Annotated in this window: 20 protein-coding genes; 15 read left to right on the forward strand and 5 right to left on the reverse strand. The window is 56.8% G+C overall.

Annotated elements, in window-relative coordinates:
- Nucleotides 1-113: 113 nt before the first annotated feature.
- Both Q3Y58_RS08995 and gph read right to left on the reverse strand, forming a co-directional pair.
- Complete coding sequence (locus Q3Y58_RS08995; protein WP_319621983.1) at nucleotides 114-1,418, reverse strand: MFS transporter; 1,305 nt, start codon at nucleotides 1,416-1,418, stop codon at nucleotides 114-116.
- Between the two features lie 335 nt (nucleotides 1,419-1,753).
- Nucleotides 1,754-2,428 carry a phosphoglycolate phosphatase gene (gene gph, locus Q3Y58_RS09000; RefSeq protein ID WP_274217067.1) on the reverse strand — a complete coding sequence of 225 codons (675 nt, stop codon included), beginning with the start codon at nucleotides 2,426-2,428 and terminating at the stop codon, nucleotides 1,754-1,756.
- Between the two features lie 234 nt (nucleotides 2,429-2,662).
- Between gph and rpiA the strand changes: the two genes are divergently transcribed.
- From rpiA to gltX, 9 genes are all read left to right on the forward strand, one after another.
- A complete protein-coding gene (rpiA, locus tag Q3Y58_RS09005; RefSeq protein ID WP_274217066.1) occupies nucleotides 2,663-3,352 on the forward strand; it encodes a ribose-5-phosphate isomerase RpiA in 690 nt (229 codons plus the stop codon).
- Between the two features lie 55 nt (nucleotides 3,353-3,407).
- Nucleotides 3,408-3,923 carry a DUF2059 domain-containing protein gene (locus Q3Y58_RS09010; protein ID WP_274217065.1) on the forward strand — a complete coding sequence of 172 codons (516 nt, stop codon included), beginning with the start codon at nucleotides 3,408-3,410 and terminating at the stop codon, nucleotides 3,921-3,923.
- 131 nt (nucleotides 3,924-4,054) lie between these two features.
- Nucleotides 4,055-5,437 carry a glutathione-disulfide reductase gene (gene gor, locus Q3Y58_RS09015; RefSeq protein WP_319622122.1) on the forward strand — a complete coding sequence of 461 codons (1,383 nt, stop codon included), beginning with the start codon at nucleotides 4,055-4,057 and terminating at the stop codon, nucleotides 5,435-5,437.
- Between the two features lie 17 nt (nucleotides 5,438-5,454).
- The gene (locus tag Q3Y58_RS09020; RefSeq protein WP_319621984.1) at nucleotides 5,455-6,135 is read left to right on the forward strand and encodes a gamma-glutamylcyclotransferase family protein; all 681 of its coding nucleotides are present in this window, start codon (nucleotides 5,455-5,457) and stop codon (nucleotides 6,133-6,135) included.
- Between the two features lie 367 nt (nucleotides 6,136-6,502).
- Nucleotides 6,503-7,867, forward strand: a complete 1,365-nt coding sequence (locus Q3Y58_RS09025) for a class II 3-deoxy-7-phosphoheptulonate synthase (protein WP_274217063.1) — start codon at nucleotides 6,503-6,505, stop codon at nucleotides 7,865-7,867.
- Between the two features lie 106 nt (nucleotides 7,868-7,973).
- The gene (locus Q3Y58_RS09030; protein WP_274217062.1) at nucleotides 7,974-8,600 is read left to right on the forward strand and encodes a response regulator; all 627 of its coding nucleotides are present in this window, start codon (nucleotides 7,974-7,976) and stop codon (nucleotides 8,598-8,600) included.
- 106 nt (nucleotides 8,601-8,706) lie between these two features.
- Nucleotides 8,707-10,377, forward strand: coding sequence for an NAD+ synthase (locus tag Q3Y58_RS09035; protein ID WP_319621985.1), 1,671 nt, complete (start codon nucleotides 8,707-8,709; stop codon nucleotides 10,375-10,377).
- 110 nt (nucleotides 10,378-10,487) lie between these two features.
- Nucleotides 10,488-11,708 (forward strand): MFS transporter, encoded by a 1,221-nt coding sequence (locus Q3Y58_RS09040; RefSeq protein ID WP_319621986.1) that lies wholly within the window; start codon nucleotides 10,488-10,490, stop codon nucleotides 11,706-11,708.
- A gap of 133 nt (nucleotides 11,709-11,841) precedes the next feature.
- On the forward strand, nucleotides 11,842-13,206 hold the full coding sequence (gene gltX, locus Q3Y58_RS09045; RefSeq protein ID WP_319621987.1) for a glutamate--tRNA ligase: 1,365 nt from the start codon (nucleotides 11,842-11,844) through the stop codon (nucleotides 13,204-13,206).
- Here gltX and Q3Y58_RS09050 read toward each other — a convergent pair.
- Nucleotides 13,169-14,380: a DUF2865 domain-containing protein gene (locus Q3Y58_RS09050; protein ID WP_274217057.1), complete on the reverse strand. Its 1,212-nt coding sequence runs from the start codon at nucleotides 14,378-14,380 to the stop codon at nucleotides 13,169-13,171. The two genes, gltX and Q3Y58_RS09050, sit on opposite strands and share 38 nt — an antisense overlap.
- 185 nt (nucleotides 14,381-14,565) lie before the next feature.
- On the opposite strand from Q3Y58_RS09050, the gene Q3Y58_RS09055 reads away from it, so the two are divergent.
- Nucleotides 14,566-15,069, forward strand: a complete 504-nt coding sequence (locus Q3Y58_RS09055) for a CreA family protein (RefSeq protein ID WP_319621988.1) — start codon at nucleotides 14,566-14,568, stop codon at nucleotides 15,067-15,069.
- Between the two features lie 231 nt (nucleotides 15,070-15,300).
- Here Q3Y58_RS09055 and Q3Y58_RS09060 read toward each other — a convergent pair whose 3' ends face one another.
- Nucleotides 15,301-17,154 carry a L,D-transpeptidase family protein gene (locus tag Q3Y58_RS09060; protein ID WP_319621989.1) on the reverse strand — a complete coding sequence of 618 codons (1,854 nt, stop codon included), beginning with the start codon at nucleotides 17,152-17,154 and terminating at the stop codon, nucleotides 15,301-15,303.
- A gap of 17 nt (nucleotides 17,155-17,171) precedes the next feature.
- Between Q3Y58_RS09060 and Q3Y58_RS09065 the strand changes: the two genes are divergently transcribed.
- From Q3Y58_RS09065 to rarD, 4 genes are all read left to right on the forward strand, one after another.
- The gene (locus Q3Y58_RS09065; protein ID WP_274217054.1) at nucleotides 17,172-17,393 is read left to right on the forward strand and encodes a hypothetical protein; all 222 of its coding nucleotides are present in this window, start codon (nucleotides 17,172-17,174) and stop codon (nucleotides 17,391-17,393) included.
- A 39-nt stretch (nucleotides 17,394-17,432) separates the two neighbouring features.
- A complete protein-coding gene (gene cysS, locus Q3Y58_RS09070; protein ID WP_319621991.1) occupies nucleotides 17,433-18,875 on the forward strand; it encodes a cysteine--tRNA ligase in 1,443 nt (480 codons plus the stop codon).
- Between the two features lie 109 nt (nucleotides 18,876-18,984).
- The gene (cimA, locus tag Q3Y58_RS09075; protein ID WP_319621992.1) at nucleotides 18,985-20,586 is read left to right on the forward strand and encodes a citramalate synthase; all 1,602 of its coding nucleotides are present in this window, start codon (nucleotides 18,985-18,987) and stop codon (nucleotides 20,584-20,586) included.
- 42 nt (nucleotides 20,587-20,628) lie between these two features.
- The gene (rarD, locus tag Q3Y58_RS09080; protein ID WP_319621993.1) at nucleotides 20,629-21,555 is read left to right on the forward strand and encodes an EamA family transporter RarD; all 927 of its coding nucleotides are present in this window, start codon (nucleotides 20,629-20,631) and stop codon (nucleotides 21,553-21,555) included.
- Nucleotides 21,556-21,627: 72 nt separating this feature from the next.
- On the opposite strand, the gene Q3Y58_RS09085 is transcribed toward rarD, so the two are convergent.
- A complete protein-coding gene (locus tag Q3Y58_RS09085; RefSeq protein WP_274217049.1) occupies nucleotides 21,628-22,230 on the reverse strand; it encodes an LOG family protein in 603 nt (200 codons plus the stop codon).
- Nucleotides 22,231-22,458: 228 nt separating this feature from the next.
- Between Q3Y58_RS09085 and Q3Y58_RS09090 the strand changes: the two genes are divergently transcribed.
- Nucleotides 22,459-23,766, forward strand: a complete 1,308-nt coding sequence (locus Q3Y58_RS09090) for a LysM peptidoglycan-binding domain-containing protein (RefSeq protein WP_319621995.1) — start codon at nucleotides 22,459-22,461, stop codon at nucleotides 23,764-23,766.
- The last annotated feature ends 177 nt before the right edge of the window (nucleotides 23,767-23,943 follow it).

Genomic DNA, 23,943 nt, shown 5'->3' on the forward strand with positions numbered 1-23,943 from the left:
CGCCGTGCGGCGCGTCGTCGTTGGAGGGGTATTTAGGCGGTTTGATTTGAGAGCGCAAGCCTCCTCGGAACTTTTTCCCAAAAGATTTGTATAAAACTTCTTCCCCTCGGATTTTATTGTGCTTTTCCCAATGTGTGACGAGCAGGTGACGCGTTCTCCAGCGCATTGGCCACGGTCTCCGGAGAAAGGCCAAGGCCGGAACTTGGATAGCTCGTGTAGGAAAGCTCCAGCACGGGTTTGCGCGACGGCCGCCGGTAGAGCCGCCAGGCTGTGAACAGCGCCAGCAGACCCGACAGCACGACCGTCAGGACTGGGGCCGCCCGGTCCGGTAGCACCGGCGACATGGCACTGATCGCAAGCGGGCCAAACACACTGCCCAATGCCCAGACAAACAGCAGGTAAGTTGAAAGCGCCGGGCCATTGTCCACCTTGAACTCAAATCCATGCGCAAGGCACAGGGAATAAAGCGGAAAGCTCAAACCGCCAATGACCACCAGCAAAATCGACAAAATGAGGAACAGGTTGTCATCGGTGTCCCCAATCGTCTGCCAGTTCTTGAAGGGATCAGTAATCAAGTAAAGTGCGCACAGCATACATATGACGATAGCGCACAGCAGGATCAGAAAGCGGCGGTCCATCATGTCGGAGAGCGCACCCATGGGCCATTGGAAGATCAAACGCCCAACATAAAGCAGGGCCACCAGAAACGCCGTGGTGCCCGCGGCCACACCTGCATCGTTCAAGGCAAAGGGGACGACTGTCAGGAAGCTGGTGGTGATGGCACCTGCAACAAACGCCCCAAGCAGGGCGACCGGCACCTCTTTGAAGACTTGGCGAAATGACAGCTTTGCCTTGTCGCCGGTAACCGGCGGCACAGAACGGGTGAGGCACAAAAGTACGATGGAGCAGACGCTGAGCAGCAACATGACGTCCAGCATGAGCAGGGGATCATCGGAAAAGTGAAAGAGCAGAACCTGGGACAAGATTGCCATCACGCCAATGGCGAGTGAGTTGATGGAGAGGATACGCCCGCGCACGTTGTCAGGCGTGGCGACGCTCAGCCAAGCATCAGCCGCTGAAAACAGCATGGCAATGGCACCCCCCATAATGAAGCGAAGGGCCGCCCATGCCACCAGACTGTCGGTCATACGGGCGAAGATGATCATGATGGCGGTCAGCCCGGCACCTGCTGCAAAGGCGCGGATGTAACCGACCCGGTTGATGATCTTCAAGCCACGCAGGCACCCCACCATGAAGCCAAGGGAATAAGCCGCGGCAATGAGACCGACTTCAAAAGTATCGCCGCCCTGCGCGCCCACATACAGCGGCACAAAGGTCATCAGCGCTGAGCTGGTCACTTGCATGCAGGATGCAGCAATAATGATGGCCAACAAGGACACAAGGTAGGTTCTGACCATGGGATAAGTCGCTTATGTTTTTCTTTTTGTTGTCAGGGAGGGCTGGAGAACACGCGCCGCCCTTGCAGCGTTGCCCGGACAATGACAGCGACCTGGGGAGATATTTTGGGGGGCGTAAGGCTTTTTCTCGAAGAAATGGGGGCACCTTGCCACAATGACCGCCGCCCGCATGCAGCGATGGCCCGCAAGCTGGCCTTGAGGTGAAGGTGGCGGAAGCAGGTCGGCAGGCGAGACAGAAAGGCAGGGGAGCATCGTCAACAAAGCCCGAGGAGAGGGGCAAACAAAAAGGACGCCCGAAAGCGCCCTTTTAAAGAAGATCATCGATGTGAAATCGATCAGTCTTGTGCAGAAAGTTTTTCTACGGCTGCTTCAAACTCGTTGAAGTGTGAAATCACGATGTCAGGATGCAGGTCCGCAACCGGCACATCGGTGTAGCCGAAATCAACCGCAATCACTGGCAGGTTTGCATTGCGCGCGGCCTGAATGTCTGCACGAGAGTCGCCCACAAAAATGGAACCGGCGGTATCACCGCCCGCCATATCAATGGCGCCAAACACTGGCATGGCGTCAGGCTTGTTCTTGGAGAAGGTGTCTCCGCCGACAACAGCGTCGAACAGCTCAAGCATGTTGAGTGCTTTCAGCAAAGGCATGGCAAGACCGTGCATCTTGTTGGTGCAGATTGCCGTCTTCCAGCCCTTTTCGCGCATGGTACGCACCGCGTCCAGCGCACCCGGGAACGGGTGAGAATGGTCCGCAATGTGGTTCTCGTAATACTTGATGAACTTGTCCAGCAACGGATCAAGAATTTCATCTGTTGGCTCGACCTTATTGGCCTTGAGGCCGCGGCTCATGAGAACCCGCACGCCAGCACCGACCATCGTACGCACCCGCTCTGGCTCAATGGCCTCATATCCGGCTTCAACCAGGACGTGATTCATAGAAGCTGTGAGGTCTCCCATAGTTTCTACAAGGGTGCCGTCGAGATCGAATACCAATACTGGTTTTATCATTAGGAATGCCCGTAGTCGTTCGCTTAAAGTGGCGCCAACCTAGCGCAAGAATGTGAACTGTCAATTTGCAGTGAACCCGCATACAGGAGTTTTCTTTTCCTGCTTGGCCCTGTTTGTTGGACATGTTAAGCAGCCCCCAAAGGGAAATGGGTCGGCTGAGGTAAACACTCAAGACTTGTGCTCTGGTCAAAACGGGAGCGCAGGCAAGTTGGCCGCAAAATCTGTGGGATCGCAATGAGCGCAGCATTGAAGGTTGAAGCCGCCGCAGCGGCACTGAAGGAAGTCAAATCCGGCATGCGTCTGGGCATTGGCTCCGGCTCTACAGTCAACGAACTCATCAAGCTTCTGGCGGAAGAAGTGAAGGGTGGCCTCGATGTTGTGGGCGTGCCTGCGTCTGAAGCCAGCGCCAGCCTGTGCCGTGAACTCGGTGTACCGCTGACCACGCTCAATGAAACACCTGAACTGGATTTGTGCATTGACGGGGCGGACGAAATCGCGCCTGGCCTTGCTCTGATCAAGGGCGGCGGGGCGGCTCTGCTGCGCGAAAAGATGATCGTGATGGCCTCCCAGCGCTTCATCGTCATTGCAGATCAGACGAAAATTGTGGAAACGCTCGGCACGTTCCCGCTGCCAATCGAAGTTGTGCAGTTCGGCCTTGGCGCGACACGTGTAAAACTGGAAAAGCATGTGGAAGCCCATGGTCTTGCTGGGGAATTGGTGCTGCGCGGTGGCGCAGACGCGCCGCTGGTGACCGACAATGGCAACTACATCATTGACGCGCATCTGGGATCCATTCCAGATCCTGAGGCTTTTGCCGCTGGACTGAATGATATTCCGGGGGTCGTTGAGAATGGCCTCTTTATTAATCTGGCCATGCGCGCTTATGTTGCGGGCACGGATCAGGTAAAGATCATTGAGCGCTAACATCCGGGCCCGATGGCCTGTGATTACTATTCATTTGAAGGGGAGAGCTCCGATTATGCTCGTTAAATCACTGAATGCGGTTGGAAAGAGCCTTGCTGGTGCAGCGCTGGCGGTCGTTCTGTTGTCCGCTCCATCTATCGCACAGGAAGAAACCTTCTCTGCGGCGCACCTGGATGCAGCCCGTGACGCGGTCATTGCAACGCGCTCCATCGAAGGCTTCGACAACATCCTGCCAGATGTTGCTGAGCGCACCCGCACGCTGTTCATCCGCTCCAATCCAGCCATGAGCGCGGAAATCGACACCGTGGTCAATGAAGTGGCTCTGGAACTGGCAGCTGAGCGTCCTGCGCTCGACAAGCTGATCTATGAAGTTTGGGCACGCCGCTTTTCCGAAGAAGAGCTGAAGCAGATTGCCACGTTCTACAACACTGAAGCGGGCTCCAAGCTCGCCAAGCTGGGTGGCCAGCTGAGCGCGCTTTCCATGGGCGCTGCAAAGCAGTGGAGCGATGCACTGAGCCAGCAGATGGTTGCCATCTCTCGCGAGCGCCTGCAGCAGCTCTCAGCTCAGTAAGCTTGGTTCACGATTGTGTGCAAGGGCGGCCCGCGACTTGAAAAAGTTCGGGCCGCCCTTATTTTTGCAAGGTGTTTTGCAAGGCCGTAGTCGTTGAAGACACGGCCTTTTTAATGAAAAGGCCCATGCCCATGGCACAGTATGATTATGACCTCTTCGTCATAGGCGCCGGTTCGGGCGGCGTACGCGCTGCGCGAATTGCCGCTCAACATGGCGCACGCGTTGGTGTGGCTGAGGAATTTCGCTACGGCGGCACCTGCGTAATTCGCGGCTGCGTTCCGAAAAAGCTGTTTGTTTATGCCTCCAAGTTCGGCAAGGACTTTGAAGATGCCGCCGGTTACGGCTGGAGTCTTTCCGAAAAGCCATCATTTGACTTTGCCAAGCTGGTTGAAGCCAAGGACGCGGAAATCACCCGCCTTGAAGGCATCTACCGCCGCAATCTGGATAAGGTCGGTGTGGAGCTGCACGACACCCGTGCAGTGCTGGAAGGGCCAAACCAAATCCGCCTTCTGGCAACCAACACGGTCGTGACGGCCGAGCGTATCCTGATTGCTGTGGGTGCAAAGGCCAACATTGATCCCGACTTGCCGGGCCGCGAACATGTGATCACCTCCAACGAGGCCTTTCACATGGCTGAGTTGCCCAAGCGCATCCTGGTGGCCGGTGGCGGTTACATCGCCGTTGAGTTTGCAGGCATCTTCGCCGGAATGGGCGTTGAAACCACCTTGATGTACCGCGGCGAGGAAATTCTGCGCGGCTTTGACGATGATGTGCGCACCACGCTTCATGAGGAGATGGTGAAGAAGGGCATCAACGTCATCACCAAGGACACCATTGCCCGGATCGACAAGGAAGGCGAGGAGCTGCATGTGACCGCCAAATCCGGCGAGAAGCACGTGTTCGACAAGGTGATGTTCGCCATTGGCCGCAGCCCCAACACCGAAGACCTCGGCCTGGACAAGGCAGGCGTTGCGCTTGACGACAAGGGCGCCATCAAGGTGACAGCAGACAGCCAGACCAACGTGCCGAACATCTATGCCGTGGGCGATGTGACCAACCGTGCCAACCTGACGCCCGTGGCGCTGCGCGAAGGCCATGCCTTTGCCGACAGCATCTACGGCGACAAGGCGTGGGTGGTCGATCACAGCATGATCCCGACAGCCGTGTTCTCGCAGCCTGAGATCGGCACGGCTGGCCTGACCCAGGCCGAAGCTGAAGCGTCCTATGACAACATCGACATCTACAAGACATCTTTCCGCCCCATGAAGCACACGCTTTCAGGCCGCGATGAAAAGACGATGATGAAGATGATCGTGGATGCAGATACAGACAAGATCCTCGGTGTTCACATCATGGGGCCGGAGTCTGGCGAGTTGATCCAGCTGATCGGTGTGACCCTGACCATGGGCGCAACCAAGGCGGACTACGACCGCACCATTGCTGTTCATCCAACCTCTGCGGAAGAGCTTGTCACCATGCGCGAGCCCACAGAGCGCATTCGCAAGAACGGCTAGTAATCAGGACAACCGTAATGAAAAGGGCGATCAACGGGTCGCCCTTTTCGCCTTTAAATGAGCAGGAAGCGATTTTCATGGATGTTGCAGTCAACCAGATCAGTTATTTCGGTTATGGCTCTCTGGTGAATGAGGACACGCTGCAAGAGGGAACCAGGGTCATACCGGGCCGCCTGAGCGGCTGGGTGCGTGAATGGCGGGGCTGTGCACGCTGGCGCGGCAAGGAACACGCCGGGATGGCCGGTGTGTGTGCGCTGGGCGTGCGCCGCAAGCAAGGTGCGCACATCCGCGGCGTGATGGTGCTGGACCGGAAAGACAACCTGCCATGGCTGGACGACCGTGAATGGCACTATGACCGCAACACGCTGGAGCAGGGCAGCTTTGCGCCAGATGCCAGCGCCCATGTGCCTGAAGACACCTTCATGTATGCCATCAAGGACCAGCACTATTTCTGGGGCAATGACGACTACCCGATCCTGTTGAGCTATCTGGACTGCGTGCTGGCGGGTTTCGACCGGCTGTGGGGAGAGGCGGGCGTGCGCCACTTCTTTGAAACCACAGAGGGCTGGGACCGGGTGCCGGTTCTCAACGACCGGGGGGACAAGATCTACCCACGTGCCGTAACGATCTCAAAGGACTTGGAGGGCCGAATTGATTCTCTTTTGCAGGAGTTCGGTGCCCGGCATTTGAATCGATAGATGAACCATGGCGGCTAAAGGCTTGCACTGACTCAGGAATTGACGGTGGGGACACGCAGATCCTGCCTGTGCATACAAAAAATCTGCCTGAGTTTGAAACATGCTTTCGCGCGCCTCTCCAAAACCGCGGTTCTATGCTATTTTGGCCAAAAGGCATGCAACAAACTTCCGCTTGGGCTGGCTTTGTTGAGCTAAGCTCACCACAAGCGCAGAATCTGGCGGGTTTGGGCTCTGGTATCTGCCGCTATGGCCGTGTATAAGCCTACCCCGTATTTGCTCTTAGAGTTCGATACGAAACTTATTTTGTCGGGGTTTCCCAGTTTCTTGAAGGAGGGACCCCAAGCCAATGACTGTTGGAGTTTATAAAATGGCGGAAAATTGGACACCGGATTCCTGGCGATCAAAACCGATCGTGCAGATGCCGGACTATCCAGATAAGGAAGCACTGGCCGACGTCGAGCGTCGCCTTGCATCTTATCCGCCGCTCGTGTTTGCAGGTGAGGCGCGCAAATTGAAAGCGCAGCTCGCTGATGTTGCCGAGGGGCGTGGTTTCCTCTTGCAAGGTGGTGATTGTGCGGAGAGCTTTGCGGAGCATCATCCCGATCACATCCGCGACTTTTTCCGCGTCTTCCTGCAGATGTCCGTCGTATTGACCTATGGAGCGAAACGGCCGGTTGTGAAGGTTGGCCGTATTGCAGGCCAGTTCGCCAAGCCGCGTTCGTCCGACTTCGAAACGAAGGACGGCGTGGAGCTGCCGAGCTACCGCGGGGACAATGTCAACGACATCGCGTTTACGCCGGAATCGCGTACGCCAGATCCACATCGTCAGCTGATGGCCTACCGCCAGTCCGCTGCGACGCTGAACCTGCTGCGTGCTTTCGCGCAGGGCGGTTTTGCAAATCTGGATCATGTGCATCAGTGGATGCTGGGCTTCGTCAAGGACAGCCCGCAGGGTCAGAGCTATCAGGAACTGGCGGATCGCATTTCCGAAGCACTTGAGTTTATGCGTGCGTGCGGCATCGACCCGGACAGCGCTCCTCAGTTGCGGTCTACGGATTTCTTCACCAGCCATGAAGGGCTTCTGCTCGGCTATGAAGAGGCGCTGACCCGTGTGGATTCCACCACTGGTGAGCATTACGCCACCTCTGGCCACATGATCTGGATTGGGGACCGTACCCGTCAGCCTGATCACGCACACATTGAGTTTGCACGCGGTGTGAAGAACCCAATTGGTCTCAAGTGTGGCCCATCCCTGTCTCCGGATGGCCTGTTGGAACTGATCGACCTGTTGAATCCGGAAAACGAACCGGGCCGCTTGACCCTGATCGCCCGTTTCGGCGCGGACAAGGTGTTCGACCATCTGCCACAGCTCATTCGTGCCGTGGAACGTGAAGGCCGCAAGGTTGTCTGGTCCTGTGACCCGATGCACGGCAACACGGTTACCGCCAACGGCTACAAGACCCGTCCGTTTGAGCGCGTGATGCAGGAAGTCGATGCATTCTTCGCTGTACACCGCGCTGAAGGTTCTCACGCCGGTGGTGTTCATGTGGAAATGACCGGCCGCAACGTGACTGAATGTACCGGTGGTGCACATCAGCTCTCCGCTGAGGACCTTGGGGACCGCTACCATACCCATTGCGACCCACGGTTGAATGCAGACCAGTCTATCGAACTGGCCTTCAGAATTGCGGAAAACCTGCGCAAAGAGGCTGAAAAGGAAGCAGCTCAATAGGCTGACTTTTATTTTTCAGAAAATTTTAAGTTGTGTTAAAGGGCCGCTAACCAGTGGCCCTTTACCTTATGTAGAGTGCAGTTAACAGGTTGCCGGGAGACGTGGCGTGCGGCACAAGAAAGCTGCCTTGAGCAATTACTCTGTTCTGATTGCTGAGGGTAACAACTACATGCGAAGCTTGCTTCGAACCATGGTGGCAGGGTTCGGCGTTCGCAACATTTACGAAGCGCAGGACGGGGCGGATGCGATCGCCATCGCGATTGACCGCAGACCGGACATTATCCTGTGCGAGTGGGTCATGCGCCCGCTGGATGGCGAGGATTTCCTGCGCATCCTGCGTGAAGACTCAGATCCAGACATTGCCCAGACACCCGTGATCGTGATCAGCGCCGATGCGCGCCGGTCTGTGGTCATTCAGGCGATGCGGGCCGGGGTCAACTTGTTCCTGTCAAAACCCTTGTCGCCAGCCGTCCTGCAAGACCGCATGATTGCGATCATGGAAGGCCACTACATCCGCAAGAAGCCAAACTTGAAGGAAAGCGCCATACGCTCCAACTTGAACCAGCATTTGCAAAAGCTGGAGGAGGAGCGCCAGAAGAATCTCGATCCGGCCTCGCCTGATCACCCGTTGAAAGCTGTTGCCGAGGAGATGAAATCCAAAAGCGACAAAGGCGTACATGAGCGGCTTGTCAAAGCGCCGCAAGAGAAGGTGCCATTTCGGCGTGGCAAATAGATGGTGCGCAGGGGATGCACTTCCTGTTCTTATTTGATTGTCTCTCAGGCCTCGACCCGTTACACAGGGGATATGATTTGACACGAGGCTAAGATCTAGCATCCCCATGATTTCAGATAGATTTCGCATTGCCGTCGTTCAGGCCAACCCACGTTTGGGTGATATCGCCGGAAACATAGAACTGGCGCGCAAATGCTATAAAGACGCTGCTGCACAAAACGCCGATCTGGTGTTGTTCTCCGAACTGTTCATCTCCGGCTACCCGCCAGAAGATCTGGTGTTGAAGCCTGCCTTCATGAAAGCCTGCCGCGCCGCTGCGGAAGAGCTTGCCGCTGACACCGCAGAAGGTGGCCCGGCCATGCTGATTGGCGTGCCATGGACGCAGGATCACAAGCTTTACAACGCCGTGGCCTATCTTGATGGCGGCAAGGTGGAAGCGCTGCGCTTCAAGGTGGATCTGCCAAACTATGGCGTCTTCGATGAAAAGCGGGTTTTTGATTCCGGACCCTTGCCGGGACCAATCAATTTCCGCGGTGTGCGCATTGGCGTGCCGATCTGTGAGGACGCCTGGACCGACGAGGTAACCGAGTGCCTTGCAGAGACAGGCGCTGAGATGCTTCTGGTCCCCAATGGGTCTCCCTACGACCGAGGCAAGGCAGAACGCCGCCTGCAGATCATGATCCAACGGGTTGTTGAAACCGAGCTGCCACTTGTTTACTGCAACCAGCTTGGCGGACAGGACGAGGTGGTGTTCGATGGCGCCTCGTTTGCGCTGAACTCAGACCGTGTTCTGGCGCTGCAAATGCCTCAGCTGGAAGCCGGCATCGCCTATGTGGACTGCACCAAGCAGGATGACGGTTCATGGCGGCTTGAAGGTTCCGAGATGACGCGCCTGCCAGAAAACGACGAGGCCGACTGGAAGGCCTGTGTCATGGGTCTGCGCGACTACGTGAACAAGAATGGCTTCAAGGGCGTGGTGCTCGGCCTTTCCGGCGGGATTGATAGCGCGATCTGTGCGGCCATGGCGGTGGACGCGCTTGGCGCGGAGCGGGTGCACTGTGTGATGCTGCCGTATCGGTATACATCCGAGGAAAGTCTCGTCGACGCCAAGAACTGCGCCAATGCTCTGCGTGTGCGCTACGATATCGTGCCGATTGCCGAGCCGGTTGAAGGCTTCCACTCTGCGCTGGCCGAGATGTTTGCAGGCTCCGAGCCGGGCATTACAGAGGAAAACCTCCAGTCTCGCGCTCGTGGCACGATCCTCATGGCGATCTCCAACAAATTTGGCTCCATGGTGGTCACCACCGGCAACAAATCCGAGATGTCCGTGGGCTATGCCACGCTATACGGTGATATGAACGGCGGCTTCAACCCGATCAAAGACCTTTACAAGACCGAGGTCTACCGGCTCTCCGACTGGCGCAACAGCAATCGCCCTAGCGGCTGTTTGGGGCCTGAAGGCGAGGTGATCCCGCGCAACATCATCACGAAAGCACCAACGGCGGAGCTGCGTGAAAACCAGACGGATCAGGACAGCCTGCCTGAATATGATGTTCTCGATGACATTCTTCACTGCCTCGTTGAAGAGGAAATGTCCGTTGATGCCATCGCGCAGCGCGGCCATGAAGTGGAGGTCATCCACCGTATCGAGAACCTGCTATATATTGCCGAGTACAAGCGCCGTCAGGCCGCGCCGGGTGTGAAGATCACCCAGAAGAACTTCGGACGTGATCGCCGCTATCCGATAACCAACAGGTTCCGCGACCGCTCCCGTTGAGCGTTGCTCGATTGTGAAAGACCAGAAAGCCGGATAGAGTGCACCTCTCTCCGGCTTTCTTGCTGCTTGGAGCAGCTTGAATCAGTTTCCCCGCACATTGGTGTATCCCTTTGAATTTCATTAAGTTCTTCACGAGTAATGCCCGCTGGATTCTGGGCGGAATGCTCCTTGGCTTTGGCTCCAGCTTTGGTCAGACTTTCTTCATTGCGCAGTTTTCTGGAGAAATCCGCGGGGCTTATGGGCTGTCTCACGGAGAGTTTGGTTCTCTCTACATGATGGCCACACTGGCAAGCGCCTTTTGTCTGGTGTGGGTGGGCAAGATCGTGGACTACGTGTCCACCGTGGTCGTTGGCTGTTCGGCGCTGGTGGTGCTTGCCGGCTTCTCGTTTTTCATGGCGTGGCAGGAGAATGTGATCTTGCTGGCTCTTGCCCTGTTTGGCTTGCGCCTGTTTGGGCAAGGGGCGTTGCCGCACATCTCCCAGACAGCCATGGCGCGGTGGTTCAATGCCTCACGCGGGAAAGCGCTGAGCCTTGCCAACTTCGGTAACATGCTGGGCGAAGCCATGCTGCCACTGGTGGCCGTTGCGCTGATGGTGGGCTTCGGCTGGCGTAACCTTTGGGTTCTGGCGGGCATCTCCCTGTTGGTGGGCTTCCTGCCGGTTGCCTATTTGCTGCTGCGTACAGAACGCACCCCGCAAAACCCAAAGCTGAGCGAGGTGGAAAAGGGGCCAGTGGTGAGCTGGACGCGCACGCAGGTCATCAAGGACTGGCGGTTCTGGTTGGCGATGGCAGCGGCAATTGCCGTACCCGCGCTCATGACCGGGGTCATGTTCCATCAGGTTCAACTCATGGAAGCCAAGGGCTGGGCGCGGACCACCATTCCGTCATTGCTGCCGCTTTATGCGGCCATGGGAGCGGCGTTCTCTTTAAGCTCCGGTGCGCTGATCGACCGGTTTTCTGCAGCAAGCCTGCTGCCTCTGATGATCGTTCCGCTTGGCGCAGGCCTTCTGGTGTTGTCTCAAGTGCATACGGAAAGCCTCGTTTTTCTCGCCATGTTGTGTTTCTCGATCTCCATGGGGAGTTGGGGCGCGGTCATGTCCGCTTATCTGGCTGAAAGCTTTGGCACGGGGCACCTTGGCAGTATTCGTGCGCTCTATACGGCGCTCATGGTGTTGGGGTCGGCCGTGGCCCCTGGTGTCATGGGGCTTTTGGTGGACACGGGCGTGCCGCTCTCCGAGCAGTTTGTCTACTGTGCCGCCTATTGCTTCCTCCTCAGCATCGGGCTTTTTGTTGTACGCACGCACATGAACGACCAGCGCGCACCTGCTTGACGTGAGGCCACGAATGAAACCCGCAGGTTTCTTGCGCATGGCGCGCCCGGCGTGCCGTCAAACGGTTGACCCTTGAAGGGCAACAGGCTACCGGAAGAGCATCAATTTCGTTTCCTTAAGACAAGGACAGATCATGACTGTAACCGTCCGCTTTGCACCATCGCCAACCGGCCGAATTCACATCGGTAACGTGCGTCCAGCACTCTTCAATTGGCTTTATGCTCAAAAGCAAGGTGGATCTTTCATCCTGCGTTTTGATGATACCGACCGGGAGCGTTCGACAGAAGAGTTCGCCCAGTCCATCAGCGAGGATCTGGCGTGGCTAGGCATCAAGCCAGACCGCGTTGAGAAGCAGTCCGAGCGTTTTGCGCTCTACGATGCGGCAGCTGAAAAGCTGAAAGAAGCCGGGCTCTTGTATCCGTGCTATGAAACCGCCGATGAGCTGGAACGTCGCCGTAACCGTGCCCGGGCGCTCGGCAAGCCACCGGTCTATGACCGCGCTGGCCTGAAGTACACCGATGAGCAGCTGGAAAAGTTCAAGGAAGAAGGCCGCACGCCCCATTGGCGTTTCAAGCTGCCAAACCACCCGGAAGGCGATCCGTTCACCTTTCAGCGGACTGAAGTGCACTGGGATGATGTGATCCGTGGCCGCCAGACCGTGGACTTGGCTTCGCTTTCTGATCCGGTGCTGATCCGCGGCGATGGGACTTACCTATACACGCTGCCTTCCATCGTTGATGACGCGGACATGGGGGTCACTCACGTGATCCGTGGGGAAGACCATGTGGCCAATACCGGCGTTCAGATTGCAATTTTTGAAGCTCTGGGCGCGCCTGTTCCGTTTTTCGGCCACCATAACCTATTGACGACGGCAAGCGGAGAGGGGCTGTCCAAGCGCTCCGGCGCATTGTCCATCAGCTCTCTGCGCGAAGCAGGCTACGAGCCAATGGCCGTCTGCTCGCTCGCCGTCCTGACCGGCACCTCTCACGCCGTGGAACCGGCGGCCAATCTGGAAGCGCTCGCCGAGATGATCGACTTCACCGGCATTTCCAAGTCAGCCGCCAAGTTCGACCCGGAAGATGTGGGGCATCTGTCTGCCAAGATTGTGCATTCACTGCCATTTGCAGAAGTCAAATGGCGTCTGGAAACACTGGGCATTGAGGCAAGTGAAGCCTTCTGGAATGCGGTGAAGGAAAACTGCTCTTCCATCAAGGACGTGACGGAGTGGACCCCGATCGCCTATGGCCAGATTACGCCAGTGATTGCTGAGGAAGACCGCGCATTCATCGCAGAAGCAAAAGAACTGCTGCCAGAAGAGCCGTGGGATGAAACCACCTGGGGCACCTGGACCAAGGCGGTGAAGGACAAGACCGGCCGCAAGGGCAAGGGCCTGTTCATGCCACTGCGTCAGGCGCTCACAGGTCTGTCCCACGGGCCAGACCTGAAGAGCATGCTGCCGCTTATTGGTCGGCAAAAAACTTTGGACCGACTTGTCTGACAGGGCCGGACTTGGGTTCAACCTTTCGCGGTGCAGGGCGTTCGCTCTGCACCGTTTTTGTTTGTGCAGCGGCTTCTTCCGAGGCCGCAGGTTCTTCTTGAATCACAACTTCATCCTGCTGACTCTGCGTTGTCAGGTCGTTTGGATCGAGTTCTTGAATCTCACCGTTAGGTTGAACTTCATAAAGTGTACTCGGAGCGGCAGGATTGACCGCGCCTGTGGAGTAGTCTGGTGCGACGGAAACGCCATCAAGCGCGGGCAGGGACGCTTCTTCAATGCTGTTTGATTGAGGCAGCTCCATGCCGCCCTGACAGGAACAGGACGGGGCAGTGCCGTTCTTGAACTGATAGGCCGTTGGCAAGGCGGTGTAGGGCGCACCTTGCGGCGTGCGCAACTGCTCAATACCTTCCCCTTGCAGATGAACGTAAAGCTGGGTCTCGGTACCCGGACACATGGAGGAACACAGCGCTGCATCTTCGTTGAGGTACTGCTGCGGTGTGCTGCTGCTCACAGGGAAGTAATAGCCGTCACACGTGCGCACGCAGTAACTGGTGTAGCTCGCGGCCCCGTTCTGGTTGATCGTCGCTGAGGAGCGGCTCGGCTGCGGGCTGAGCGGCTGCACATCAGGGCGCATGTAGGTGGGGCGGTTGTCGTTCGGGACGCTGCCGTAGACGGGGGCCTGCTGAACACCTCCGGGCGGTGTGGGAACGCCGGGCTCGATGGTGCTGCCATAAACCGGCTGAACAGGTTGCTGAATGGACGGACCGCCACCACCGCAATTCAGGTCCATAAGGGACTGGCGGACAGCAGCAAGACGCTCATGAACGCTACCTGCGCGGATGCTGCGCGAGCGCTCGTCCTGAAGGAAGTCCAGATTGGCCTGCATGTGCGACAGGCGCGAAGCAAGGGCATCACACTGCTGCTGGGGGGCAAACTGGCCGCCGCAGCCAAGACGCTGGGCCTGCTGCCGTGTCAGGCGCATGGCTTCCAGCTGCTGCTCATAGGAATCAGCAAGGATGGCGCTCCGCGGCGCCCCGCTGGCTTCGTTGCTCAGGCGAATGAACTCCGCTTCCAGACTGGTGCAGGCCTGTGGGCGCGCGTGAACGGCTCCAACGGCAAGGGCACTGGAAACGAGGGCGGTGAACAGGACGGTAGCGGGTTTGCCGAACAACATGATGGTTTTTATCAAATACTCTGTTTGTGGAACTGCGTCGTGTTAGAGCACCATAACGCTGGCGATATTTTGTCCTTCGGCCAGCAAAAGTAAAGTAGCACGGATTTAATAGGCCGTTTCTCTTTGGCGTTGTGGCATAGGTCTCTTATATCAAACTTGCGTGTATTTTACGGAACGAGGCTTTTATGAAGATTATCGCTGCGATTTCACTCGCGCTGAGCCTGTTGGTCGCCCCGGCACTGGCTCAGGAACCGGATCTCATTTTCAAGAAATCGACAGTCTGGAAATTCTTGAGCCCAGATCACAAGCTGGCGACCTATGCCATCGATGACCCCATCGTCAAGGGCGTGGCCTGTCACTTCACGGTGCCGGAAAAGGGTGGCTTCAGCGGCCTTATCGGCGTAGCGGAGGAAGTCTCCGACATCTCGCTGGCGTGCCGTCAGGTTGGCCCTGTCGAGTTTACCGAGAAGTTTGAACAGGGCGATGAAATGTACCGCGAAAGCCGCAGCCTGTTCTTCAAGAAAATGCGCATCGTGCGCGGATGCGACGCCAAGCGGAACACGCTTGTCTATCTGGTCTACTCCGACAAGCTGGTGGAAGGCAGCCCGAAGAATTCAACGTCCACGGTGCCCATTATGCCTTGGGGGGACCAGCCAGCACAAAAATGCGCAGATCATCTGGAGGACTGAAAGGGCGGTCTTTGTGGCCTTAAGCGCCAACGGTCAGCTTGACGGCGGCAAATACAACAACTGGGCTAGAGATCAGCGTTGCGAGAGTGAAAGCACCAACCAGCATCCGTGTCATTTGTTTGTCTCCTCATGGCCAGCACCCTGTGTGCCGGTGATGAGGAGACAATAGGCTTTGCGGTCTGAAGCGTTGCTGAGCGCTGCATTCAGAATCCGTTCATGTTTCTAAATGCCTCAGGAATATGGATAATTCTGAGCAGACAGGGCTTTGATCAGGCCCTTGTCATGGCCATAGATGTCATGACGGAATTGAACCTTGCCATCTTCGCCGATGAACGCCGTGAAGTAGCGCAGGTGTACAGGCACCTTCTGAGACAGGTTGATGCGCTGTGGGTCCTGCGTGCGCTGACGCAGCTGAGCAAATCGGTCCTGCGTCCAACCATCCTTCGAGAACAGCTTCTCACCGAAAGCGAACGGATCTTCCACGCGGATGCAGCCATGGCTCAGCGCCCGGCTTGAGCGGCTGAACAGATGCTTGGAGGGCGTGTCATGCAGGTAAATGGCATGGCGGTTCGGGAACATGTACTTCACGCCGCCAAGCGCGTTGTTCGCGCCGGGGCGCTGCTGCAAGGTGAAGTTGAAGAACCGCGGCTGTACCGTGGACCAGATGATGCTGCGCGGATCAATCTCCCGGTTGCCATGGAACACGCGAATGCCCTGCCGCATGACCGCAACAGGATCCTTCTGCAGGCGTGGCAGATAGGTCTTGAGAGCGATGGAACGGGGAATGGTCCAAGTAGGGTTTACCTCCGCATAGGAGATGCGGTGGGAAAAGATCGGCGTTTTGTACTTCGGCTTGCCCACCACCACGCGGGTTGAATGCACGGTGCGACCGTTCTCGACAATGCGCAGCATCTGGGAAGCGATGTTCACATCCACAAAGCGACCGCTTGCCTGATAGTCATACCAACGCAGGCGCTCCAGATTGGCCTCAATCTGCCGCACACGATCGTCGATGGAGGTGTTCATCACCGCAAGTGTGTTGCGGCCAACAACGCCGTCCGCAGCCAGACCGTTGGCGCGCTGAAATGCCTTTACGGCTTCTACAACGTCGCCGTCATACTGGCGGTCCTGGGTTGCCAGAGAGCCGGTGTAGTAACCCTCCTGCGCAAGACGTTGCTTGATGGTTTCCACGCGGCTGTCCGCATCGCCAGCGCGCAAGGTCGGGCCACTCGGTACGCGCACCAGCTTTTTGGTCTTGGCCAGATCTCGGTAGCGCTTGAGCTCTTTTTGCAGCAGGGCGTAGGATGGATCTTGTGGCTGGAGCGCGTGCAGCAAAGCGGAAATGGAGCTGGCCTTTTCAAGGCGCTCAAACAGATCCTCATTGCTGGGCCGTGTGGGCTGAAGGTAGATATCGTCGCCCGTGCGTGACGGTTTGACCGCGCCGGCAGCCAGATCGCCAGCGAACTGCAGATAGGCCAGTGTCAGGTCCAGCTCGACCTGTTCTTGTGCGGGCCAGCCGGCAAATGAATTGGTCGGTGCCACATAGCTGTGGGGCAGGTAATCCTCGGCACGAAGGCCGTGAGAAGAGGCGTTGCGTACGGCGCTCAGAAGCTCCTTGCCAGCCGCCGACAGGCCGCTCGCTTCTGTCCATTGCGGCTTGTAGCGATGGTCGCTGTAAAAGTCCTCGAGCTGCTCGCGCTTGCTCTCTTCAAATTTCTTTGAACTCTTCAAAAAACTGCGGAAAACAGATGAGCTGAACGGTTTGCGCGCCGCGATGGGCTCCGCTTTCGGCTCTTCGCGCTGGTTTTCAACCTCTGCGGGTTGCTTTGAAGGCGGTTCGATTCGTGGTTTTGCGGATGCGGCCGGTGCTGGCTGCTGCGCAGACACTTCCTCTTCCGGCACGACAATGGAACCGGTGGTGTCTGGCGGCGTGTTGTCTTGCGTGAGTGCCACGATAGCGCCACCGTCATGCAATCCAAGCGGGTCAACAAATTGTTTTTTATTGACTTCTTCCGCAAGAGCAGTGGTGCTGGTCAGAGCAATCAGCGCAGCGGATATGCATAGATGAGTGCGCAGGGAGGTCACGAGCGGCGGCTTCCTAGTTGTTTAAAACAGCAATACGATTAAAGCTGCCCCTCAAAGCCAAAGATAAAATTAACTATAGAAACTTTAGTGAGGATTGTTTGCAGCACCTTGACCTGTACGCAACAATCAGCGAAAAGCAAGGTCATGAAAACGGCGATGCACATTTCTTCTTTCATCACCATTATTTGCAGCTAGCGAAATCGCTGGCTGTGGCCGTTCCTTCCTGCCTTGACATGTGAGATGGACGTCCCGGCCAGCCGGCCAGGAGATCCACATTCATGAGCGCTCAGCACAAATTGATGCTCACCAATACCCTCACGCGTACGAAGGAAGAGTTCGTACCGATCGATGAGAAGAACGTGCGCATGTATGTGTGTGGTCCGACCGTTTACGACTACGCGCATGTGGGCAATGCCCGTCCTGTGGTTGTGTTTGACGTGCTGGCACGCCTTCTTCGCCTGATTTACGGCAAGGAGCATGTCACCTATGCCCGCAACATCACCGACGTTGACGACAAGATTAACGCCCGCGCTGCCGAAGAGGGCATCACGATCCGCGAGCTGACCGAAACCACGGCTCAGCAGTTTCATGATGACATGGCAGCATTGGGTGCGCAGTCCCCTGATATCGAACCACGCGCCACCGAGCACATCGAGGAGATGAAACAGATCATCGAAACGCTCGTTGAGAAGGGCCATGCCTACGTTGTGGACGACCATGTGCTGTTCAACGTGCCCAGCATGGAAGACTACGGCAAACTCTCCGGGCGTTCTCTGGATGAGATGATTGCTGGTGCCCGGGTGGAAGTGGCAACCTACAAGAAGGACCCGACCGACTTCGTGCTCTGGAAGCCTGCCGGTGAGGGCGAACCGGGCTGGGACAGCCCATGCGGCATCGAGCGGCCGGGGCGTCCGGGCTGGCACATCGAATGTTCTGCCATGTCTGCAAAGCACCTGGGTACCGTTTTCGATATTCATGGCGGCGGCATCGATCTGACGTTCCCGCACCATGAGAACGAAATTGCTCAGTCGCGTTGTGCTCATGGCACGCCGGTGATGGCGAACGTTTGGATGCACAACGGCTTCCTTCAGGTGGAAGGTGAGAAGATGTCCAAGTCTCTTGGCAACTTCTACACGGTTCATGAGCTGCTGGAGAGCGAGAACTTTGGCGGGCGCAAATGGTCCGGTGAAGCGATCCGTTACACACTGCTGCAGACCCAGTACCGCCAGCCCATCGACTTTACCGAAAAAGGGCTTGTGGAAGCGGAAAAGCAGATCAAGCGTTGGACCGACCTGTTCATCAAGCTGGGTGTGGTGCAGAACAGCGATCCCAAGCCCGAGAACGAAGTGGTGATGGGCTTGACGGATGACCTGAACACGCCGCGCGCCTTTGCCGCCATGCACAAGCTGGCTCGCAATGCCCGGTCCGGCGACAAGGAAGCTGCTCAGCAGCTGGCAGACAGCCTTGCTTTCCTTGGTTTCGATCCAAAGTCTTGGGTGGAAGCTCAAACGAGGGAGGAGCAATCCACCCTGGAGAACATTGATCCTGCGCTTCAAGCGCGTGTTGAAGAGCAAATCGCTCTGCGTCTTGAGGCGCGCAAGAACAAGGATTTTGCCGAGTCAGATCGCATTCGTGATGAGCTGGCAGCCGAAGGCATTATTCTGAAGGATCAGAAAAACAAGGAAACAGGTGAGATCGAAACCACCTGGGAAGTGAAGTAAACACGCAACAAACGACAGCCAGCGCCAATCATGGGACGCAAGACCTTCGCAAAAGAAGGCAAGACCTGTGGCGCTGGCCTTCCAGAAATCCAGTCGGGAACAAGAACAGATGGCCAAAGAACGGCTCTACCTATTTGACACAACCTTGCGCGACGGGGCGCAAACTTCGGGCATCGACTTCTCCGTTGACGAGAAAATCGCCATCGCAGGCCTCCTGGAACGGCTTGGTGTCGACTACGTGGAGGGCGGGTATCCGGGAGCAAACCCGACCGACACTCAGTTCTTCGAGAAGAAACGCACGGAAAAGGCCAAGTTTACCGCCTTTGGCATGACCAAGCGGGCAGGACGCTCAGCCGCCAACGATCCGGGCGTCCAGATGCTGCTGCAAAGCCAGTCGGACGCGATCTGCTATGTGGCAAAAAGCTGGGACTATCACGTGAAGGTGGCACTCAACTCCACCAATGAGGAAAACCTTCAAGGCATTGGTGAAAGCGTGAAGGCCGCACTTGAGGCTGGCAAAGAAGCGCTCGTTGACTGTGAGCACTTCTTTGATGGCTTCAAGGCCAACCCGGCGTTCGCTCTGGCCTGTGCCAAGGCCGCCTATGATGCTGGTGCCCGATGGGTCGTTTTGTGCGACACAAATGGCGGCACGCTGCCTGAAGAAGTTGCCTCCATCGTCAAGGCCGTTCAGGAAGCCGTACCAGGTACACACCTGGGGATCCATGCCCACGATGATACGGGCCATGCGGTGGCCAACTCGCTGGCCGCTGTGCGCGCCGGGGTGCGCCAGATCCAGGGAACACTGAACGGGATTGGAGAGCGCTGCGGCAACGCCAACCTTGTCACGCTGATCCCGACCTTGATGATGAAGTCGCCGTTCATGGAGACGTTCGAGATCAGTGTCACAGAAGGCGCTCTGAGAGAATTGACTGGAATTTCAAGAGCTTTTGATGAAATCCTGAATCGATCTTCCAACATTCATGCGCCTTATGTGGGCCGGAGCGCCTTTGCGACCAAAGCCGGAATTCATGCATCTGCGCTTTTGAAGGAGCCGGAAACTTATGAGCACGTGCCGCCGGAAATGATCGGCAACCAGCGCCGCGTGTTGGTCTCCGATCAGGCGGGCAAGTCCAACCTGTTGGGCGAGTTGAAGCGTCTTGGGGTGGAAGCGGACAAGAACGATCCGCGCCTCGATACGCTGTTGGCCGAGGTGAAAGAGCTGGAAGCCCGCGGTTACTCCTATGAGGCTGCCGATGCATCCTTCGAGTTGCTGGCACGTCGCCGGTTGTATTCTGTGCCGGACTTCTTCAACGTGATTTCATTCCGCACTGGCGTTGAGCGGCGCTACAACGCGCTGGGCGAGCAGGTGACAGTGTCAGAAGCTGTCGTGAAGGTAGATGTGGACGGCGAAACGTTCATGTCCGTTGCCGAAGGTAACGGCCCTGTAAACGCGCTTGATCTTGCCTTGCGCAAGGACTTGGGACGCTATCAGGCCATGATAACCAATCTGGAACTGATCGACTACAAAGTGCGTATCCTCGATGGTGGTACGGGCGCTGTTACACGGGTCTTGATCGAAAGCATGAACAAGGAGACCGGACACCGCTGGTTTACAGTGGGAGTGTCCAGCAATATTGTCGACGCCTCGTTTCAAGCGCTCGTCGATTCCGTGCGCTATATCATCTTCAAAACTGAACAAGCGAAAGCCTGAAGCGCTTTTTGAAGCGCTCTTGGTCTGTCGTGGAGACCGGTCATGGCGCAATCTCAACTAAGCATCACGACAGATGAGGCCCAAGCCTTCAAGCTGGGGCTCCTGTCTGCTTTTGGGGCCTATTTGTTGTGGGGCGTGGTGCCCGGTTACTACAAGCTGACAGCGGAAGTGCCGGCGGCCATCGTCATTTGCTATCGCATTCTTGGTTCGGTGTTGTTTGTCGGCGGCTATCTGGCGCTTGTGGGCAAACTGCACCAGCTGCGGGAAATCGTTGCCAGTAAACGCACCTTCTTCATGGTGTGTCTGGCGACCCTGCTGGTGACCACAAACTGGCTTGTGTTCATCTATTCGGTTGAAGCTGACCGCATTCTGGACGCCAGTCTTGGTTATTTCATCAACCCATTGGTGAGCGTGGCGCTGGGCGTTGTGTTTTTGAAAGAGAGGCTTTCAAAAGGGCAGGTACTGGCACTGGCCATCTCGCTTCTGGCTGTGCTCTATCAGACGTTCCTGCTCGGAATATTTCCGTGGATCTCGCTTTATCTGGCGATCTCCTTCGCGCTCTATGGTCTGGTGCGCAAGAGAACGCCGGTGGGGGCGCTGTCCGGGCAGTTGGGCGAGGTGCTGATTGCAACGCCGGTGGCGTTGTTTGGCTTGGCGTATTTTGGAAGCATCGGCATGAACGTGGTGCCCCATGACGACCCATGGTTGCTTGTTGCGTTGATCGGAACCGGCCTTGTGACCGCCGTGCCACTGACCCTGTTTGCCTATGGCGCGCGCAGATTGCCACTCACTTACATCGGCTTCATGCAGTACGTTGCGCCTTCGCTTCAGTTCATTCTGGCTGTCTGGGTGTGGAACGAGACGTTGAGCTGGGAGCGCTTCCTGAGTTTTGCGGTCATTTGGTGTGCGCTGGCGATCTTCACCATCGACAGCGTCTATGGCTATCGCAAACGGCGGGCAGCCCGGTAGGGCGCGCTGAAGCCACAAAAAGAAACAGCCGGAGCGTGTCCGGCTGTTCGCTTGGTTTTTTAGACCCGACTATTAGTAGTCCGCGATGGTACCAACCGCCTTGTCCTTGTGCAGGACCGGCTTTTGAATGGAGGCACGCAGCAGCGGAATGGCGTTTTCCATGTCATCGGTGACTTCGTAACGCACTTCCATTTCTTCGCGGATGAACTTCTCCTGCTGCATGTGCTGCAACAGGGTCTTCAGCGGTTCCCAGAAACCGTCGATGTTTGCTAGAAGGACCGGCTTCTGGTGCTGCCCAAGCTGCGCCCAGGTCAGCATCTCCACCAGCTCTTCCAAGGTGCCAATGCCCCCCGGTAAGGCGATGAACGCATCGGCCTTTTCAAACATGATCCGTTTGCGCTCATGCATGTCCTGTGTGACGATCAGATCATGGGCTTCCGTTAGCATCACCTCACGGTTCTTGAGGAACTCAGGGATAACTCCGGTAACACTGCCACCATGTTCAAGCACGCTTCGTGCAACGATGCCCATAAGACCAATGGAACCGCCACCATAGACGAGACGAATGTTGTTCTCAGCAAGAAGGCGGCCAAGGGCTTCTGCAGCTTTTGCATAGGCAGGATTGGTTCCTTCGCCGGAGCCGCAGTACACACAGATGGTATTTAGTTCACTCATATTGCTTCAGGTGCCTGTATTTTTATGGGAGTCGCTTGGGGTTCATGAGGATCATCCGCCAAATCTAGCATTTTGGCCGTGATGTTAAATATAAATATCGCGCACAATGATGCGAAAACGCGCGATATTGTTTAAGATATTGAGAGATAGCGGAAAAGATGCCAAAACAGGCGCAAACCACCGCGCCGTTGGTGCGAAAGGTCGCGACAGTAGGAGCGAACGGATAAAATGGCAAATAAAGGGATGAACTGGCTATTGGGGACGGCTGCACTCGTGGCCGTGGCGGCCATAGGTGTTGGCGTATATGTGCTGAACACTGGCTCATCCTCTCAACAGACCGCATCAGGCGATGGTACTCTGGTAACGCCGGTTCGCGGCAGCGGCCAGCAGTCTGGCGGCGTTGGAACGGATGAGGAAAAAGCTGCAGGCAACGCAGATGAAACGCAAGTTGCCGCGCTGGATCCGCAAGAAACCCCAAGCGAACCGGAAGCGCCGGTTCAGGCCGCACCGGTTGAGATTGACAACACGCCAACATTTGACGTGATGCGCGTTGAGCCCACGGGCGACGCCGTTGTAGCGGGACGCACGGAAGCCGGTGCCGTTGTCGTTGTGGTGGCTGATGGCAAGATTGTGGGCCGGGGCGTTGCCAATGCAAACGGCGAGTTTGCCATTGTGCTGGACAAGCCGCTTCCGCCAGGCAACCACGATGTGAGCCTTGAAGCGACCAATGAGACAACCCAGGAAAAGTCAGTCTCAAAGCAGCGCATTGCCGTTTCCATTCCAAAAGAGCAGGGCGGCGAAGTGCTGGTAGTACTGAACGATCCGGATGGACCGTCCACCGTGCTGCAACTGCCTGAAGTAGACACTCAGACCGCTGCAGCTGCGCCGCAAACGCAAACCACAGGAGATGGGCTTGAGGCCGATGCTCAGCCCGCTTCAGAGGCGGACCAGCAAGTGGCCTCTGCCGCGCCCACAGGCGGTGCTGCGGTATCAGACGGCAACCTGCGCGTTGAAGCGGTGGAGTCTCAGGACGGAAAAGTTTATGTGGCCGGTGAAGGCGCTCCGGGATCGAAGGTCCGCGTCTATGTGGGTGAAGATCTGATTGGCGAAGTGACCACGGACAAGAACGGCCGCTGGCTGGTGGAAGGTGCCCGTGACGTTGCCACCGGAAATGTTGAGGTACGCGCCGATCAGGTAAAGGGCAGTGAGGGCGAGGTGGTCGCCCGTGCCGAGGTGACCTTTGCCAAGACCGATGACAAGGTGATCTTGCAGCCGCTGCTGGCCGTTGCCTCTGGCACCGCTTCCGGCGCTGCAGGGGCAACCATTGAAGCGGGCGTGGGCGAACTGCCGAATGTGATCATTCGCAAGGGAGACAACCTCTGGACCATTTCCCGCCGCGTCTACGGCGATGGCTTTAGATACACCACGATCTATCAGGCAAACGATCGCCAAATTCGCAACCCCGACCTTATTTATCCGGGTCAGGTGTTTGTGCTGCCAGAGAGTGATTTGAACTGGCAGGAAGAAACCAACTAATCTGCGCCATGAAGCAGGAAGACAAGGCGCTGTCCGCGAACAACGGGCAGCGCTTTTTCGTAGGATGCTTGAGTGTGGCTTGGAATCTCTTTATTTGAACTGCTGTAAACCAATGGGTTTTCGAAAAAATTCTTGAATTTGGGGCCAATCCGGGCCTGTTAATTTCGCCCAGACACA

Source organism: Nesiotobacter zosterae (assembly GCF_033843645.1).
GTDB lineage: Bacteria > Pseudomonadota > Alphaproteobacteria > Rhizobiales > Stappiaceae > Pseudovibrio > Pseudovibrio zosterae.